The following is a 14,652-nucleotide window of genomic DNA, read 5'->3' on the forward strand; positions in this document are numbered from 1 at the left end:
GATGATGAAACTAATCATAGGGATGACCGGAGCGACGGGCGCTCCGCTGGGCGTTGCGCTGCTCAAAGCGCTTCGAGAGATGCCGGAAGTGGAAACGCATCTGGTGATGTCAAAGTGGGCCAAAACCACCATTGAGCTGGAAACGCCTTACAGCGCCCGTGAAGTGGCTGCACTGGCCGATTTCTCGCACAGTCCGGCGGACCAGGCCGCCGTCATCTCATCGGGTTCGTTTCGTACCGACGGCATGATCGTTATCCCCTGCAGTATGAAAACGCTGGCGGGTATCCGTGCCGGTTATGCTGAGGGGCTGGTGGGGCGGGCCGCGGACGTGGTGCTGAAAGAGGGGCGTAAGCTGGTGCTGGTGCCGCGTGAAATGCCGTTGAGCACGATCCATCTGGAAAACATGCTGGCCCTGTCACGCATGGGGGTGGCGATGGTGCCGCCCATGCCCGCTTATTACAACCATCCCAAAACCATTGAGGACGTCACTGACCACGTTGTCACGCGGGTACTGGATCAGTTCGGTCTGGAGTATCACAAAGCGCGCCGCTGGAGCGGGTTGCGGGCGGTAGAGAATGTATCACAGGAGAATGAATAATGGCTTTTGATGATTTGCGCAGCTTTTTGCAGGCGCTGGACGACCAGGGTCAACTGCTGAAAATTAGCGAAGAAGTGAACGCGGAGCCGGATCTGGCCGCGGCGGCAAACGCGACCGGGCGCATCGGCGATGGCGCTCCCGCGCTGTGGTTTGACAATATTCGCGGTTTTACCGATGCGCGCGTGGCAATGAACACCATCGGTTCCTGGCAGAACCACGCTATCTCGCTGGGGCTGCCGCCGAATACGCCGGTGAAAAATCAGATCGACGAATTTATTCGTCGTTGGGATAAATTCCCGGTGACGCCGGAGCGGCGGGCAAACCCGGCGTGGGCGGAAAATACCGTCGACGGCGAGGCGATTAATTTGTTCGATATTCTGCCCCTGTTCCGTCTCAATGACGGCGACGGCGGCTTTTATCTCGACAAAGCCTGCGTAGTTTCTCGCGATCCTCTCGACCCGGACAATTTTGGTAAGCAAAACGTCGGCATTTACCGTATGGAGGTGAAGGGCAAACGTAAACTCGGCCTGCAGCCGGTACCTATGCACGATATCGCTCTGCATCTGCACAAAGCGGAAGAGCGCGGTGAAGACCTGCCGATTGCCATTACCCTGGGTAACGATCCTATTATCACCCTGATGGGCGCCACGCCGCTGAAATACGATCAGTCGGAATATGAGATGGCCGGCGCGCTGCGTGAAAGCCCGTACCCTATCGCCACCGCGCCGCTGACCGGCTTCGACGTACCGTGGGGTTCAGAGGTGATCCTCGAAGGGGTGATTGAAAGCCGCAAGCGCGAAATTGAAGGCCCATTCGGCGAATTTACCGGCCACTACTCGGGCGGCCGTAATATGACGGTGGTGCGTATCGATAAGGTTTCTTACCGCAGCAAGCCGATTTTCGAGTCTCTCTATCTCGGTATGCCGTGGACCGAGATCGATTACCTGATGGGCCCGGCAACCTGCGTACCGCTGTATCAGCAGCTGAAGGCCGAGTTCCCGGAGGTGCAGGCCGTTAACGCGATGTACACCCACGGCCTGCTGGCGATTATCTCCACCAAAAAACGCTACGGCGGCTTTGCCCGCGCGGTGGGTCTGCGGGCGATGACCACGCCGCACGGCCTGGGCTACGTGAAGATGGTGATCATGGTTGATGAAGACGTCGACCCGTTCAACCTGCCGCAGGTGATGTGGGCGCTGTCGTCGAAGGTCAACCCGGCGGGTGACCTGGTACAGCTGCCGAATATGTCGGTCCTGGAGCTTGATCCGGGCTCCAGCCCGGCGGGGATCACCGACAAACTGATTATCGACGCCACCACGCCGGTTGCGCCCGATCTGCGCGGCCACTACAGCCAGCCGGTACAGGATCTTCCTGAAACTAAAGCCTGGGCTGAAAAACTGACCGCCATGCTGGCCAACCGTAAATAAGGAGAAGAAGATGATTTGTCCACGCTGCGCCGATGAACATATTGAAGTGCTGGCAACATCGCCGGTAAAAGATGTCTGGACGGTATTTCAGTGCCAGCACTGTTTCTACACCTGGCGGAATACTGAACCGCTACGCCGCACCAGCCGGGAACATTATCCGGAAGCGTTCCGCATGACCCAAAAGGATATCGATGACGCGCCAATGGTGCCGCATATTCCGCCGCTGCTGGCGGAAGATAAACGCTAAAATCAACGGGGTCCGCTTAGTCGGGCCTTTTTATATTTAGTTAATCAATGCAAAATATTTATTAATTAAATTTTCAAATTGCATAAAAGGTTAATAGAGCAGATACGTTTACGAGCCATCTTCCAGTTTATAATAAAATCAACGGGTTTGATAAATTACCGATAAGCTTCGCGGCCGGGAAAATATAGAATAGCGGCGGGTGCTTGAGGCTATCTGGCTTTGAGCATTGACAAGGGTTCAGATAGACGAAAGCCCCAGGAGATATTTCTATCAACTGAGGCTGACGAATGAACCTGAACAATTCAGATGTTAGTCTCTTCTTTGCAGGGAGGCAAGACATGCTAACAAAATATGCCCTTGTGGCAATCGTCGTACTGTGTATTACGGTACTGGGATTTACGCTTTTGGTGCGCAGCTCGCTGTGCGAACTCAGTATTAAAGAGCGTAGTATGGAGTTTAAAGCTGTTCTCGCTTACGAATCGAAGAAATAGCATCAGCGCGGGGGCAACCCCGCGTATTGGTTGTCAGGATGCATCCTCTCGCACCCAGTTTGCATTTGTTAAAACGGCAGCACCGCAGGGCGCTGCCGTTTTTTCACGTTAAACGAGAACTACACCAGGCTCTTCAGGCGATAGATCCACTCCAGCGCCTGGCGCGGAGTCAGCGAATCCGGGTCAAGATTCTCCAGCGCTTCAACCGCGGGCGAGGTCTCTTCCGGAGCGGAAAGCAGCGACATCTGGGTACCGTCCACCTGCGTGGCGGCAGCGCTCGGCGCAATGCTTTCCAGCTCGCGCAGCTTCTGCCGCGCGCGTTTAATCACCTCTTTCGGCACACCGGCCAGCGCGGCAACCGCCAGACCGTAGCTCTTACTGGCCGCGCCATCCTGCACGCTGTGCATAAAGGCGATGGTGTCGCCGTGCTCCAGAGCATCAAGGTGGACGTTGGCCACGCCTTCCATTTTCTCCGGCAGTTGGGTCAGCTCGAAGTAGTGGGTGGCAAACAGGGTCAGGGCCTTAATCTTGTTCGCCAGATTTTCCGCGCAGGCCCACGCCAGCGACAGGCCATCGTAGGTCGAGGTGCCACGACCGATTTCATCCATCAGCACCAGGCTATGCTCGGTGGCGTTATGCAGAATATTGGCGGTTTCGGTCATCTCTACCATAAAGGTTGAGCGGCCGCTGGCCAGGTCATCCGCCGCGCCGACGCGGGTGAAAATACGATCGATGGGGCCGATGTCGACTTTTTTCGCCGGAACGTAGCTGCCGATATACGCCAGCAGGGCGATCAGCGCGGTCTGACGCATATAGGTACTTTTACCGCCCATATTCGGACCGGTGATAATCAGCATTCTCCGCTGCGGGGCGAGGTGCAGCGGGTTAGCGATGAACGGCTCTTTCAGAACCTGCTCAACCACCGGATGGCGGCCTTCGCTGATACGAATACCCGGCTTATCGCTAAAGGTCGGGCAGCAGTAGTTGAGGGTCTCCGCGCGTTCGGCGAGGTTCACCAGCACATCGAGTTCCGCCAGCGCGCTGGCGCTCTGCTGCAGGTCGCCAAGGTGCGGCAGCAGCATATCGAAAAGTTCATCGTACAGCTGCTTTTCCAGCGCCAGCGCCTTTCCTTTGGAGGTCAGCACTTTGTCTTCATACTCCTTCAGCTCAGGAATAATATAGCGCTCGGCGTTCTTGAGGGTCTGGCGACGGACGTAGTGGATCGGCGCATGCTGGCTCTGACCACGGCTAATCTGGATGTAGTAGCCGTGGACGGCGTTGTAGCCTACCTTCAGCGTGTCCAGCCCCAGACGTTCGCGCTCGCGAACTTCCAGTCTGTCGAGGTAATCGGTCGCGCCATCGGCCAGGCCGCGCCACTCATCGAGTTCCGCGTTATAGCCGGGGGCGATAACGCCGCCGTCGCGAACCAGTACCGGCGGCGCATCGATAATCGCCCGTTCCAGCAGTTCGCGCAGCTCGCTAAATTCCCCCATCTTTTCCCGGAGCCGCTGTACTGGCGCACAGTCGACGTCCCCCAGCATCGCGCGCAGTGCCGGCAGCTGCTGGAAAGCGTGACGCATACGCGCTAAATCGCGAGGGCGGGCGGTGCGCAGCGCCAGGCGCGCCAGAATACGTTCGAGGTCGCCGACCTGGCGCAGTACCGGCTGCAGCTCGGTGTAATGTTCCTGCAGCGCGCCGATGGTCTGCTGGCGCTCTACCAGCACGGCGGTGTCGCGCGCCGGCATATGTAGCCAGCGCTTAAGCATACGGCTGCCCATGGGGGTCACGGTGCAGTCGAGCACCGAGGCCAGCGTATTATCAAAGCCGCCGGCCAGGTTCTGGGTGATCTCCAGATTGCGGCGGGTAGCCGCATCCATAATGATGCTGTCCTGCTGGCGCTCCATCGTGATGGCGCGGATATGCGGCAATGACGTGCGCTGGGTGTCTTTGACGTACTGCAGCAGGCAGCCGGCGGCGCACAGGCCGCGCGGGGCGTTTTCAACGCCGAAACCAACCAGATCGCGCGTGCCGAACTGGAGATTGAGCTGCTGGCGCGCGGTGTCGATTTCAAATTCCCACAGCGGACGGCGGCGCAGGCCGCGGCGGCCCTCAATCAGCGACGACTCGGCAAAATCCTCCGCGTACAGCAGCTCGGCGGGGTTGGTGCGCTGGAGCTCCGCCGCCATCGTTTCGCGGTCAGCGGGTTCGCTCAGGCGAAAACGTCCGGAGCTGATATCGAGGGTGGCGTAGCCAAAACCTTTACTATCCTGCCAGATGGCGGCCAGCAGATTGTCCTGGCGTTCCTGCAGCAGCGCTTCATCGCTGATGGTACCCGGGGTCACAATGCGGACGACTTTGCGTTCAACCGGTCCTTTGGTAGTTGCCGGATCGCCAATCTGTTCGCAAATGGCCACCGACTCGCCCTGATTAACCAGCTTAGCCAGATAGTTCTCAACCGCGTGATGGGGGATCCCGGCCATCGGAATCGGTTCGCCCGCGGAAGCGCCGCGCTTCGTCAGCGAGATATCCAGCAGCTGCGATGCGCGTTTCGCATCGTCATAGAACAGTTCGTAAAAATCACCCATCCGGTAAAACAGCAGAATCTCCGGGTGCTGGGCTTTCAGCTTGAGATACTGCTGCATCATCGGGGTGTGGGCGTCAAGATTCTCTAGTGTACTCATCAGTTTTTGCTGTCCATTTTCTGAAGTTTTAATGAGTTAGCGGAGTTTATTGTTTTCATGACGTCGCGCTATCGCTCATCGGTTCCCGTGAAACTGTGCATTTCTGTTTATTGACCCATGAGCCGCATGATAACGGAGTCTTCAGGTCAGGAAAACAAGAAGCAGCGGCGGTATGCCGGAGGGGGAGGTCGCAGAGGAAAAAGGCTATACTGGCGAATGCAGGTCGATGGTATAGACGGGGAGAAATCCGTTTTCACCGGCGTCGTACGCCTCGCGTTATTTCCCTTATTCCGTCTGCTTTTCACTGTTGCGTATAGCAGAAAAGGGTTTATTGTTAATAAAATGTGATCTATGTTACAATTATCTTACCATCAACATCTTTCGTTTATCCTCTATTAATTACCTTTCGTAATTTGTTTTTAGGATATATCTCAGCATCCTGCGAGTTAATTTCCTATGGCGGCACTGTTCGCGAGGTTAAATCTTTTTTTAATTCCTTTGTAAATGTATTTCTTTTTACCTAAAAAATGATTTGTTAGTATTTTTGTCAACCAGGGGATCTGGCTTTAATTAAATTATTAATATTAATTAATAGTCTAATTATTGAAATGGATTTTTCGGTGATGCGGAGGGCTGCAAATTGTTATAAGAGTATAACTCAGCAATTTTATAGCTCCTTACTCTTTAGGATAAAAATTTACAACGCAGGAATTTTCTATGAAACTGAATAAAGTTGCTATGGCTGTGGCATTAACTGCTGCTCTCGGCTCAATGTCTGCACTGGCTGATACCACTAATGGTCAGATTGAGCTTCAGGGTGAGCTGGTGAATACCGCGTGTGGTTTAGCGCCGTCGTCCAGCCCGGTAACCGTTGATTTTGGTCAGGTTCCAGTTTCCCTGCTGCAAGGCGGTGGTCAGGCAACTGAAACCAAAAACATCGAGCTGCAGTATTGCGATACCACCATCGCCAGCAGCGCCGTTGTTTCCTATACCCCGACTTCGGTTAACCCGAACGATCCTACTCTGGCTGCCTTTACTTCTGGTACCGCATCTGGTGCAGGTATCGGCCTGAAAGACAGCGCTAGCCAGACTGTGACCTGGGGCGCGCAGACCACGCCGGTCACCCTGGTCGATGGTACTAACACCATTCCTTTCGTGGCCTTCCTGAAAGCGGAAGCGGCAGCGAGCGGTTCTACCACTACCGTAACCGCAGGTGCATTCCAGTCAACGATCAATTTCACTATCGATTATCAATAATCGATTTTGAATTATCGCTCGCGGGGAGGTTTCTCCCCGCGATATTGGATGGTGTACCCGATAATATGGAATTCTGAGTATGGTTAAGGATACAGAGAAAAAGAGACTGATAGCGCTATTCGTATCGGTATTACTCTTTTCCGGACATGCTTCGAGTACTAATTTTACGCCCGGACAGCTGGCGCTTTCGGGGGAGCTGGTTGCTGCCGCCTGCGATATTGATCCCAGCTCGCGGGAGCTATGGGTGGATTTCGGCAACATATCCGCTCGCGATATTAATATGGATCAAGAAGGTAAGCTCGTCCGGCCTTTTCTGGTGCGCTTAGTGGGCTGCGCGTCTTACGGCAGCGAAAATCAATCAACGCCCGGTGCTTATGCCACGATTACTTTTACCGGCAATGCGTCATCGCAGGACCCGACCGTATTAATTCCTGATGGGGAAGGAAAGGGGTTTGGTATACAGATTCGCGATCGCCGTGGGGAAGTTTTAACTTTTGGAGAACCCTCCTCGGGATATCTGCTAAGTGATGAGAATAATACGCTGAAATTCACCGCTTCGCTGGTTCCGGTTCAGCAACATATTAAGGCTGGGGATTTTCACGCCGTCACTCGTTTTTATATGGATTACAACTAGACGCAAGCCAGCTATTGCTGTTGTAGCTTGTTTACCGCGCACGATATTTTACTGAATGATTCGGGATGAATAGTCATGTCAGCAGAACTAAAAATAAAAATAATCCTCTCTCAGATGCTTTTTTTCTGCTGTGCTTCTATGGCTTGTGCCTCAACCGACGTGGAATTCAATACCGACGTACTGGATGCCGCCGATCGCGACAATATCGATTTAACCCGTTTCGCCACCGACAACTATGTCCCGCCGGGCGAGTACTTATTAGATATTAAAATAAATGGCCAGGCGGTCGGGCAGCAAAAGGTTCGTTATCTGGCTTCTAAGGACCAGAAGCATACCCAGGCCTGCATTAACGGCGAAATTCTTGCCAGATTGGCGTTGAAAGAAGAAGCGCAGAAAAAGGTCGCACAGCCGTTTGCCGATTGCTATGACCTGCTGAGCCTTCCTGGGGCTAAGCTCAGCAACTACGCCGGGGTGCTGGACATCACCGTCCCGCAGGCGTGGATGAAATACAACGATCCGAACTGGACGCCGCCGGAGCGCTGGGACCAGGGCATCGGCGGGTTTTTGCTCGACTACAGTCTGACCGGCCAATATACCCGCCAGCTTGATATGCATGAAGATTACACCACCCTGAGCGGATACGGCCAGACCGGGGTTAACCTCGGCGGCTGGCGTTTGCGCGGCGAATATCAGACCAGCTATTACAGCGCGACGCATCAATTTGATTTCGACATGAATCAGATCTACGCCTACCGTCCGCTGCCGATGATGGCGGCAAAGCTGACGGCGGGGGAGATCTACCTTGATTCTCAGGTCTTCGACACCGTGCGCTTTACCGGGCTTAATCTCGCCAGCGATGAGCGTCAGCTGCCGCCAAACCTGCAGGGCTACGCGCCGGAAATTCGCGGCCTGGCCAAGACCAACGCCAAAGTGACGGTGAAGCAGAGCGGGCGCATTATTTATGAAACGACGGTTCCCGCCGGACCGTTTAACATTCAGGATTTACGCAGCTCGGTGCGCGGTACGCTGGATGTTCAGGTGGAGGAGCAGGACGGCTCCATTTCGACGTTCCAGGTTAACACCGCCAACATTCCTTACCTTACGCGTCCCGGCTACGTGCGTTACAACGTGGCTGTCGGCGCGCCGTCCCGCTATAACCATAAAATTCAGGGGCCAGGTTTCGCTTCCGGTGATTTCTCCTGGGGGATAACCAACGCCTGGTCGCTGTACGGTGGTTTACAAAGCGCAGGGGCGGAATATACCGCGGTCTCCGCCGGTATTGGCCGCGATCTCAGCGTACTGGGCGCGCTCTCGCTTGATGCCACCGAATCCTACAGCCAGCAGTCAAACCAGAAACGGCTTAAAGGCACCTCGTTTAAGCTGAGCTATGCGAAAACGTTCGACGAATATAACAGTTCAATTACCTTCGCCGGCTATCGCTTCTCTCAGGAAGATTTCCGCTCTTTCTCGCAATATCTCAACGAGCGTTACGAGGGTTACGACAGCCTTGGCCGTGAAAAAGAAGTCTATACCATCACCGGGAATAAAACGTTCTGGGCCGATGAGCCAGGCAAAGCGACTACCGTCTTTCTGACCTATACCCACCAGAATTACTGGAATCGAAGCAGCCAGGATCGCTACGGCATCTCGTTAGGGCGCTCGTTTAACGTCGGTAATATTCGCGGGATCACCACCAATATTTCGGCCTACCGTTCCGATTACGAAGGGCGTAAAGACGACTCTATTGCTTTCTCGCTTTCCATTCCCGTTGGCGATAGCAAATGGAGCGGTCTCGACGTACAGACCAATAACGGCAAAACCAGCCCGATGCTCTCGTACACCGACAGCAGCGACTACAACAACCTGTGGCGACTGCGTGCCGGGGCGAGCCAGAGCGGCTATGCCAACGTCGACGGCTACTATCAGCGCCGCTCGCAGTATGCCGAAATCAACAGCAACGCCAGCTATCAGCAGGATCACTACGTTTCCCTGAGCAGCACCCTGCGCGGCGGCTTTACCGCTACCCGGCACGGGGCGGCGATCCACAACAGCGGCGCGACGCTTAACACGGCGCGCGTGATGGTGAATACCAACGGTATCGGCGACGTTCCGCTCAATGACGGTAAATCAAGAACCAACAATTTCGGTATTGCCGTTATCCCGGACATCGTGAGCTACAACAGCTTTGATACCCGTGTTGATGTCGATGCGATGTCGGAATCCATCGAACCGGCAAAAGCCATCAGCACCGCCACGCTGACCGAAGGCGCCATTGGCTATCAGACCTTTGGCATGGCCAAGGGAGAAAAAATGATGGGGATTATTCGCCTGGCTGACGGTACCTATCCACCGTTCGGCGCGGAGGTTATCAACGGCGATGGCGTGAGCGTCTCCATGATTATGGAAGGTGGTCAGGGATGGCTGGCGGGGGTTAATCCTCAGGAGCTGCTAAGCGTAGTGTGGAGCGGGAAAAAGCAGTGCCAGATTGCCATCCCGCCGACCATCGTGCGTCGTTCGACAGCCGCGCTATTGCCGTGTAAATGACTGTGACAGTAATAAAAGGCCAAAAATGAGCATAATAAGCAACAAATTCTGCTGGATGGGCGTTGTGATGCTGACGGCGGTAAGCGGTACCGCTCAGGCGGGAGTTTCGCTGGATCGCACGCGTCTTATCATTACCGGTAAAGACAGCTCGGCGAGCGCGAATTTAACCAACACCAGCCCGGATATTCCTTTTCTCGCGCAATCATGGGTTGAGGACAGCAAGGGCAACAAGATTACCTCTCCGCTGGTGGTGCTGCCGCCTTTACAGCGGATTAACGGCGGGCAAAAAGGGGTGGCGCGGGTCACCAAAACTGACGGTATTAACCAGCTGCCGCAGGACAGGGAAAGCCTGTTTTATTTAAGCGTGCGCGAAATCCCGCCCAAGCCGGATAAAGCGAATGTCCTGCAGTTAGCCATGCAGTCGCGGATTAAATTATTTTTCCGCCCGACGGCCATTATTCCCAAAAGCAAAAGCGAGATTTGGCAGGACCAGGTCGTCTTTCAAAAGAGCGGCAATAAGATGACCGCGCAAAACCCGACGCCCTATTACATCACCATTATTAGCTTGTCCCGCGTCAAGGGTGAAAAAATCACTAAGTTTCCGGGGATTATGATTGCGCCGAAGTCCAGCATGGAGTTCAGCGTAACCGACGGCGGCGTGCGAGATTTCGCCATGATGTATGTGAACGATTATGGCGGTCATCCGGAGCTGAAATATCGCTGTGAAGGAAATACCTGTAAAGCGCTGCCGCCATCGCAGCAAGGGTAATTAAAGAGGAACCTGATGATGAAAACGCGTCTATCGCTATTAGCACTGTTTGTATTCGGTATCAGTATGCCAGCGCTGGCCGACGCTGATATTCCGCTACAGCCACAGCACTATAACCGGGATCATCAGGGGGAAGATGGCGGTAACGTGATATTCAATGGCTCCGTTTATGCCTCGCCTTGCGTGCTGGCACCGCAGAGCCGCCTGCAGATTATTGAGATGGGTGAAATCAGCGCCCGCCGTTTTCATCAGGCCGGCGACCGGAGCCAGCCGGTGCTGGTTCGCGTCGAACTCAGGGATTGCCTGAAAGGCGCCTCGCAGGCGCGCGACAGCATCGCCTCACGGACGACGGGCAACAGCAAGCATCTCTACACCACCGGCGAGCAGGCGGTTCAGCTCACTTTTATCGGCGAATCGGATGAACGTAATCGCCAGCTGCTGCGCCTGACCGGCAGCATCTCAGGAGCTGGTATTCGCCTGCTGGATGTCAAAGAACGGGCGTTGGATATTAATCAAACGCAGCCGCCGTTTATTGTGAAAACCGGCGATAGCAGCCTGACGTTTATTGCCGTGCTGGAGTCAACCGGACGAAACGTGACCGCGGGCAACTTTAGCGGACTGCTGCGTTTAAAAATGGAGTATCTCTGATGACGACGATGGTTCTCGGGCGAAAATCTTGCGTCACGCTTTTACTCTGCGGCGGCTTATTATCCCTTGATGCCAGAGCGGCGATTGAAGGGGAAATTACGCCGGTCGGCGGACCTAAAATGTATAATATTGACGTGGTCAATCAGGATATTACCAATAACAGCATTGGGGCAACGATTCCTTATGAATTTTCGTTGGGCGGGCAATACTCTGGTATAGCCAGCTGTACGATTCCCATGCAAGATCAGGCAATTTATTACTCTTCGACCGCCTCGCTGATGCAGCAGGGAAGCGCGCCGGGCTATTTAAAGCTCAATGATTATATGGATGTCAAAATTGAAATTTATATCCGTGGTCAGCGCATGGAATATCTTTCGGTGCCTTTTTATAACGAATCGAATAATGCCTTTCAGAACCAATGTGTCCCGCCAACTACCCAGTTTAATAACTTTGAGTCCGGCGCCAAGGGGCGGGTAACGTTTATGATTACTAAGCCTATTATCAACGGCGTTAACCTGTTGGGTACAGAAATCGCCAAGCTTTACGGCCGCCTGGGGAATTACAGCTCAGGAATGGGCAGTACCCCAATGTCGATTATATCGATTAATTCCGGGGTCATTACCGTTCCGGATAAATGCATTGTCAACTCAGGTTCACCGATCGTCGTTGATTTTGATACCATCCCCAGTTCGGGTTCGCTGCTAAATGGCAATAATTACAGCCGGTCCGTGCCGATTCAGGTGAAATGCGAAGGGGGAAGTTTCGCGAACGGTAATTTAAATATTCGCCTGGGTATTCAGCAGGCCAATACCGCCAGTTTTAATAGCGATTATTTAGGGACCACCGGCGCCGTCGATCGATCCAATCTTGGCATTATTCTGAAAGATTCAGGCGGCAGTTTAGTGGCCGCGAATAGATTTTATGACGTGCCGGGTTTTAATAACAATCAGGGAACATGGAATCTGACCGCCGCGCCGATTGCTAATGCCGGGACCAATATTCTCGAAGGGGAATTCCAGGCATCGGCCACCGTGGTCGCTGAGTTTCAGTAAGGGGGCAGCATGCGTCAATTTATCGCATCAATGGTTCTTATATATTTGCTGCCGGCTGTCACGCCGGCGTATGCCAGCGGGGAACTGATCGGCGGCGACTTAACCTTTAAAGGCACCGTCGCGGCCCATGGCTGCAGTATCGTTCCCTCATCCAAAAATATCGCCGTTGATTTTGGTCAGATTTCAACCCGTACGCTCTATGCGGAGAGTAAATCACAGCCCAAAGCGTTTGTGATTGAGCTTAAGGATTGCAGTACCGATGTTTTTAATTCCGTTACCGTAACCTTTAGCGGGACGGAAAATGCCAATATGAGCGACCGTCTGGCGATTACGCCGGTAGCGCCAAATTCCGCCAGCGGCATTGGCATTGGTTTTGAAGAGAGTAACGGCACGGCGATTTCACTCAATACGCCAACAACCGCGGTCGCTATTTCCGATGCCACTATGCAGTTAAATTTTAAAGCTTTTGTTGAAGGGGAACCGGATGCCTTGAGTAACAAAACCTTGCAAACCGGTGCTTTTCAGGCAACAGCGTATTACACCCTTAATTACCAGTAGAATAGATCAAGGATGATGAAAAATGAGCCGCCGTTTCTTTCTCTACGATAAAAATATCTTTTTCTCAGAAGGCGTACGTTCTTTGGTTGACGATCTTGCTGCGCATGACGACGACTGCTCTTTCTCAAGGCTCGACCAGTTCTCTCAGCTGATCAACACGCTGCGTCTGCCGAAGCAGAAAGAGGAGCTGCGCTGGGTGCTCTGCGATGTCGACAGTTTGCCGGACGAACGCTTTAATGCGCTATACACTATAAAAGAGTACTACTGCCGGGAAAATCAGCAGCTGGTGATTTTATTAGGAGAGAATAATATTTCTCTGTTCTTTGCGCTGCATTCGCTGCTCCCGGAGGCGAGCTGGTTATTAAAAAATGAGTCGCTGGAGAATTTTTTTAAATTCATTGAAGGCGCTGATTCGATGGTGGCAAAGAAAATATTTTATAGCCGCTCGCTTATTAATTATACCCGACAGAAGTGGTTAGCCCGGGATTTTAATAACAGTATCTCCAGCGATGACTGGTGGTTAATGGAAGAAATATTCAAAGGGAAGTCATTGTCGCAAATTTCCTCTGAGCAAAAAATTGATGTTCGTCGACTGAGCCGCTGCAAACGGGGCCTGATGAAAAAATTAAATGCTAAAAATAACGTAGAACTGTTTAATATTTTCAAGTGTATCGTTGCCACCCCCTGCGTATAACAGCATACAAAGTCTAACATCGACAGAATTACTGGCAGATAGCTAAGCCAGTAGGTAAGTGTAAGAAAAATACATTTCAATATAAATAGTTAAGGATCTAACAAATGCAAAAATTAAGTATGATTGAAGCATCAAATATTATTGGCGGATGCTGCAAGGAAACTTGCACAAGTTCTTACGAGACAGTGGTCGTTGGCGGTATTTCTACCTGTAAACAAGTGACCACCTGTACGGATAAGCACGGTTCGACCGTTAGCATGAAAGATGCGCCGGACAGCATGTGCGTCGTGCCAAACAGCATCCGTCGTTAATCTCTGATGTGATACATGGAGGGGTAACCCTCCATGTATTCCTCCGCCATTCTCGCGAGCCTGGTATCAAATGAAGATAAAACCTATTACCGCCGTTGGCTATACGTTTCTGGTGGCGTTAATTTCGTCGCTAATTACCGTGCTGTGCTATCACATATTTGTGTTTAATACATTTTCACTGGATAGCAGTCAGCCTTCCGCCCTGCGGAAAATTGACAGCGCAACCGTTGCCAGTAGCCCAATAAAAAATGAGAAAAGCATTATTGAAGTGATGTCCTATGGCTGTCACTACTGCGCATCGAACGAAGAAGAGATCGAAAAATTCGCCGCCACGCTACCCGCGGATAGCACCTTTGAAGTTATCCATATTACTGGCGAGAATAACGGACTGGCGGTCTTTGCGCCGGTTTTTGCGACCCTTGAAGTTATGGGCATTGAGCGCCAGATGCGCGACCAGGCGTTTAACGCGGTAATGACCCGCGGGATTAATTTAGCCGATGAGGAAACGCTTAATGGCTGGCTGAAAAAGAATAGTATTGATGTCGAGAAATACCATCAGTTACGCCAAAGCCAGGCCGTTGCCGAGCGTCTGGAATATATGGCGAAAATCACCGAGCTTTATGACATCAACGCGACGCCGCTGTTTATTGTGAATAAAAAATACGTAGTGGCAAAGGATCGTCAGTTTCCTGAATTTGCCGACTATTTACGCCAGCTGTTAACCCAGGATAAGGAGTAAGC

15 protein-coding genes are annotated in these 14,652 nt (G+C 52.9%); 14 read left to right on the forward strand and 1 reads right to left on the reverse strand.

The genetic code is table 11. The annotated features are described in order from the left end of the window. Window positions 1-4: 4 nt before the first annotated feature. The 4 genes from HMPREF1144_RS00405 to HMPREF1144_RS00420 all read left to right on the forward strand — a co-directional run bounded on the left by HMPREF1144_RS00405 (window position 5) and on the right by HMPREF1144_RS00420 (window position 2,763). Window positions 5-598 carry a non-oxidative hydroxyarylic acid decarboxylases subunit B gene (locus tag HMPREF1144_RS00405; protein WP_032721583.1) on the forward strand — a complete coding sequence of 198 codons (594 nt, stop codon included), beginning with the start codon at window positions 5-7 and terminating at the stop codon, window positions 596-598. Further along, the gene (locus HMPREF1144_RS00410; protein WP_004853598.1) at window positions 598-2,025 is read left to right on the forward strand and encodes a non-oxidative hydroxyarylic acid decarboxylases subunit C; all 1,428 of its coding nucleotides are present in this window, start codon (window positions 598-600) and stop codon (window positions 2,023-2,025) included. Before HMPREF1144_RS00405 ends, HMPREF1144_RS00410 begins: the two co-directional genes overlap by 1 nt. Window positions 2,026-2,035: 10 nt before the next feature. Further along, window positions 2,036-2,272: a non-oxidative hydroxyarylic acid decarboxylases subunit D gene (locus HMPREF1144_RS00415; RefSeq protein WP_004853596.1), complete on the forward strand. Its 237-nt coding sequence runs from the start codon at window positions 2,036-2,038 to the stop codon at window positions 2,270-2,272. A 338-nt stretch (window positions 2,273-2,610) separates the two neighbouring features. Further along, window positions 2,611-2,763 carry a Hok/Gef family protein gene (locus HMPREF1144_RS00420; RefSeq protein ID WP_009651623.1) on the forward strand — a complete coding sequence of 51 codons (153 nt, stop codon included), beginning with the start codon at window positions 2,611-2,613 and terminating at the stop codon, window positions 2,761-2,763. A gap of 119 nt (window positions 2,764-2,882) precedes the next feature. Here the strand turns inward: HMPREF1144_RS00420 and mutS are convergent, their stop codons facing one another. Then, window positions 2,883-5,444: a DNA mismatch repair protein MutS gene (gene mutS / locus HMPREF1144_RS00425; protein WP_009651566.1), complete on the reverse strand. Its 2,562-nt coding sequence runs from the start codon at window positions 5,442-5,444 to the stop codon at window positions 2,883-2,885. A gap of 717 nt (window positions 5,445-6,161) precedes the next feature. Here mutS and HMPREF1144_RS00435 point away from each other — a divergent pair. From HMPREF1144_RS00435 to HMPREF1144_RS00480, 10 genes are all read left to right on the forward strand, one after another. Further along, window positions 6,162-6,701, forward strand: coding sequence for a fimbrial protein (locus HMPREF1144_RS00435; RefSeq protein WP_004124241.1), 540 nt, complete (start codon window positions 6,162-6,164; stop codon window positions 6,699-6,701). Between the two features lie 79 nt (window positions 6,702-6,780). Beyond that, on the forward strand, window positions 6,781-7,335 hold the full coding sequence (locus HMPREF1144_RS00440; protein ID WP_004853591.1) for a fimbrial protein: 555 nt from the start codon (window positions 6,781-6,783) through the stop codon (window positions 7,333-7,335). 75 nt (window positions 7,336-7,410) lie between these two features. Beyond that, window positions 7,411-9,879 (forward strand): fimbria/pilus outer membrane usher protein, encoded by a 2,469-nt coding sequence (locus HMPREF1144_RS00445; protein WP_009651587.1) that lies wholly within the window; start codon window positions 7,411-7,413, stop codon window positions 9,877-9,879. A 25-nt stretch (window positions 9,880-9,904) separates the two neighbouring features. Next, window positions 9,905-10,648, forward strand: a complete 744-nt coding sequence (locus tag HMPREF1144_RS00450; protein WP_004853589.1) for a molecular chaperone — start codon at window positions 9,905-9,907, stop codon at window positions 10,646-10,648. A gap of 18 nt (window positions 10,649-10,666) precedes the next feature. Next, window positions 10,667-11,296 carry a fimbrial protein gene (locus HMPREF1144_RS00455; RefSeq protein WP_004853588.1) on the forward strand — a complete coding sequence of 210 codons (630 nt, stop codon included), beginning with the start codon at window positions 10,667-10,669 and terminating at the stop codon, window positions 11,294-11,296. After that, a complete protein-coding gene (locus HMPREF1144_RS00460; RefSeq protein WP_004853587.1) occupies window positions 11,296-12,348 on the forward strand; it encodes a fimbrial protein in 1,053 nt (350 codons plus the stop codon). The genes HMPREF1144_RS00455 and HMPREF1144_RS00460 overlap by 1 nt, the downstream gene beginning before the upstream one ends. 9 nt (window positions 12,349-12,357) lie before the next feature. Next, window positions 12,358-12,906, forward strand: a complete 549-nt coding sequence (locus tag HMPREF1144_RS00465; protein ID WP_004853586.1) for a fimbrial protein — start codon at window positions 12,358-12,360, stop codon at window positions 12,904-12,906. 22 nt (window positions 12,907-12,928) lie between these two features. Then, window positions 12,929-13,600 carry a hypothetical protein gene (locus tag HMPREF1144_RS00470; RefSeq protein WP_004853585.1) on the forward strand — a complete coding sequence of 224 codons (672 nt, stop codon included), beginning with the start codon at window positions 12,929-12,931 and terminating at the stop codon, window positions 13,598-13,600. A gap of 104 nt (window positions 13,601-13,704) precedes the next feature. Next, the gene (locus HMPREF1144_RS00475; RefSeq protein WP_004853584.1) at window positions 13,705-13,911 is read left to right on the forward strand and encodes a DUF4762 family protein; all 207 of its coding nucleotides are present in this window, start codon (window positions 13,705-13,707) and stop codon (window positions 13,909-13,911) included. Between the two features lie 70 nt (window positions 13,912-13,981). Beyond that, a complete protein-coding gene (locus tag HMPREF1144_RS00480; RefSeq protein ID WP_009651573.1) occupies window positions 13,982-14,650 on the forward strand; it encodes a DsbA family protein in 669 nt (222 codons plus the stop codon). The last annotated feature ends 2 nt before the right edge of the window (window positions 14,651-14,652 follow it).

It is taken from the genome of Klebsiella sp. OBRC7 (assembly GCF_000293135.1).
GTDB lineage: Bacteria > Pseudomonadota > Gammaproteobacteria > Enterobacterales > Enterobacteriaceae > Klebsiella > Klebsiella michiganensis.

Excerpts from the sequence above, each read along its gene's own strand:
- HMPREF1144_RS00415 (WP_004853596.1), top strand. The coding sequence starts at position 2,036 with ATGATTTGTCCACGCTGCGCCGATGAACATATTGAAGTGCTGGCAACA.
- HMPREF1144_RS00445 (WP_009651587.1), top strand. The coding sequence starts at position 7,411 with ATGTCAGCAGAACTAAAAATAAAAATAATCCTCTCTCAGATGCTTTTT.
- HMPREF1144_RS00480 (WP_009651573.1), top strand. The coding sequence starts at position 13,982 with ATGAAGATAAAACCTATTACCGCCGTTGGCTATACGTTTCTGGTGGCG.
- HMPREF1144_RS00435 (WP_004124241.1), top strand. The coding sequence starts at position 6,162 with ATGAAACTGAATAAAGTTGCTATGGCTGTGGCATTAACTGCTGCTCTC.
- HMPREF1144_RS00420 (WP_009651623.1), top strand. The coding sequence starts at position 2,611 with ATGCTAACAAAATATGCCCTTGTGGCAATCGTCGTACTGTGTATTACG.
- HMPREF1144_RS00410 (WP_004853598.1), top strand. The coding sequence starts at position 598 with ATGGCTTTTGATGATTTGCGCAGCTTTTTGCAGGCGCTGGACGACCAG.
- HMPREF1144_RS00405 (WP_032721583.1), top strand. The coding sequence starts at position 5 with ATGAAACTAATCATAGGGATGACCGGAGCGACGGGCGCTCCGCTGGGC.
- HMPREF1144_RS00440 (WP_004853591.1), top strand. The coding sequence starts at position 6,781 with ATGGTTAAGGATACAGAGAAAAAGAGACTGATAGCGCTATTCGTATCG.
- HMPREF1144_RS00465 (WP_004853586.1), top strand. The coding sequence starts at position 12,358 with ATGCGTCAATTTATCGCATCAATGGTTCTTATATATTTGCTGCCGGCT.
- mutS (WP_009651566.1), bottom strand. The coding sequence starts at position 5,444 with ATGAGTACACTAGAGAATCTTGACGCCCACACCCCGATGATGCAGCAG.
- HMPREF1144_RS00455 (WP_004853588.1), top strand. The coding sequence starts at position 10,667 with ATGAAAACGCGTCTATCGCTATTAGCACTGTTTGTATTCGGTATCAGT.
- HMPREF1144_RS00450 (WP_004853589.1), top strand. The coding sequence starts at position 9,905 with ATGAGCATAATAAGCAACAAATTCTGCTGGATGGGCGTTGTGATGCTG.
- HMPREF1144_RS00470 (WP_004853585.1), top strand. The coding sequence starts at position 12,929 with ATGAGCCGCCGTTTCTTTCTCTACGATAAAAATATCTTTTTCTCAGAA.
- HMPREF1144_RS00460 (WP_004853587.1), top strand. The coding sequence starts at position 11,296 with ATGACGACGATGGTTCTCGGGCGAAAATCTTGCGTCACGCTTTTACTC.
- HMPREF1144_RS00475 (WP_004853584.1), top strand. The coding sequence starts at position 13,705 with ATGCAAAAATTAAGTATGATTGAAGCATCAAATATTATTGGCGGATGC.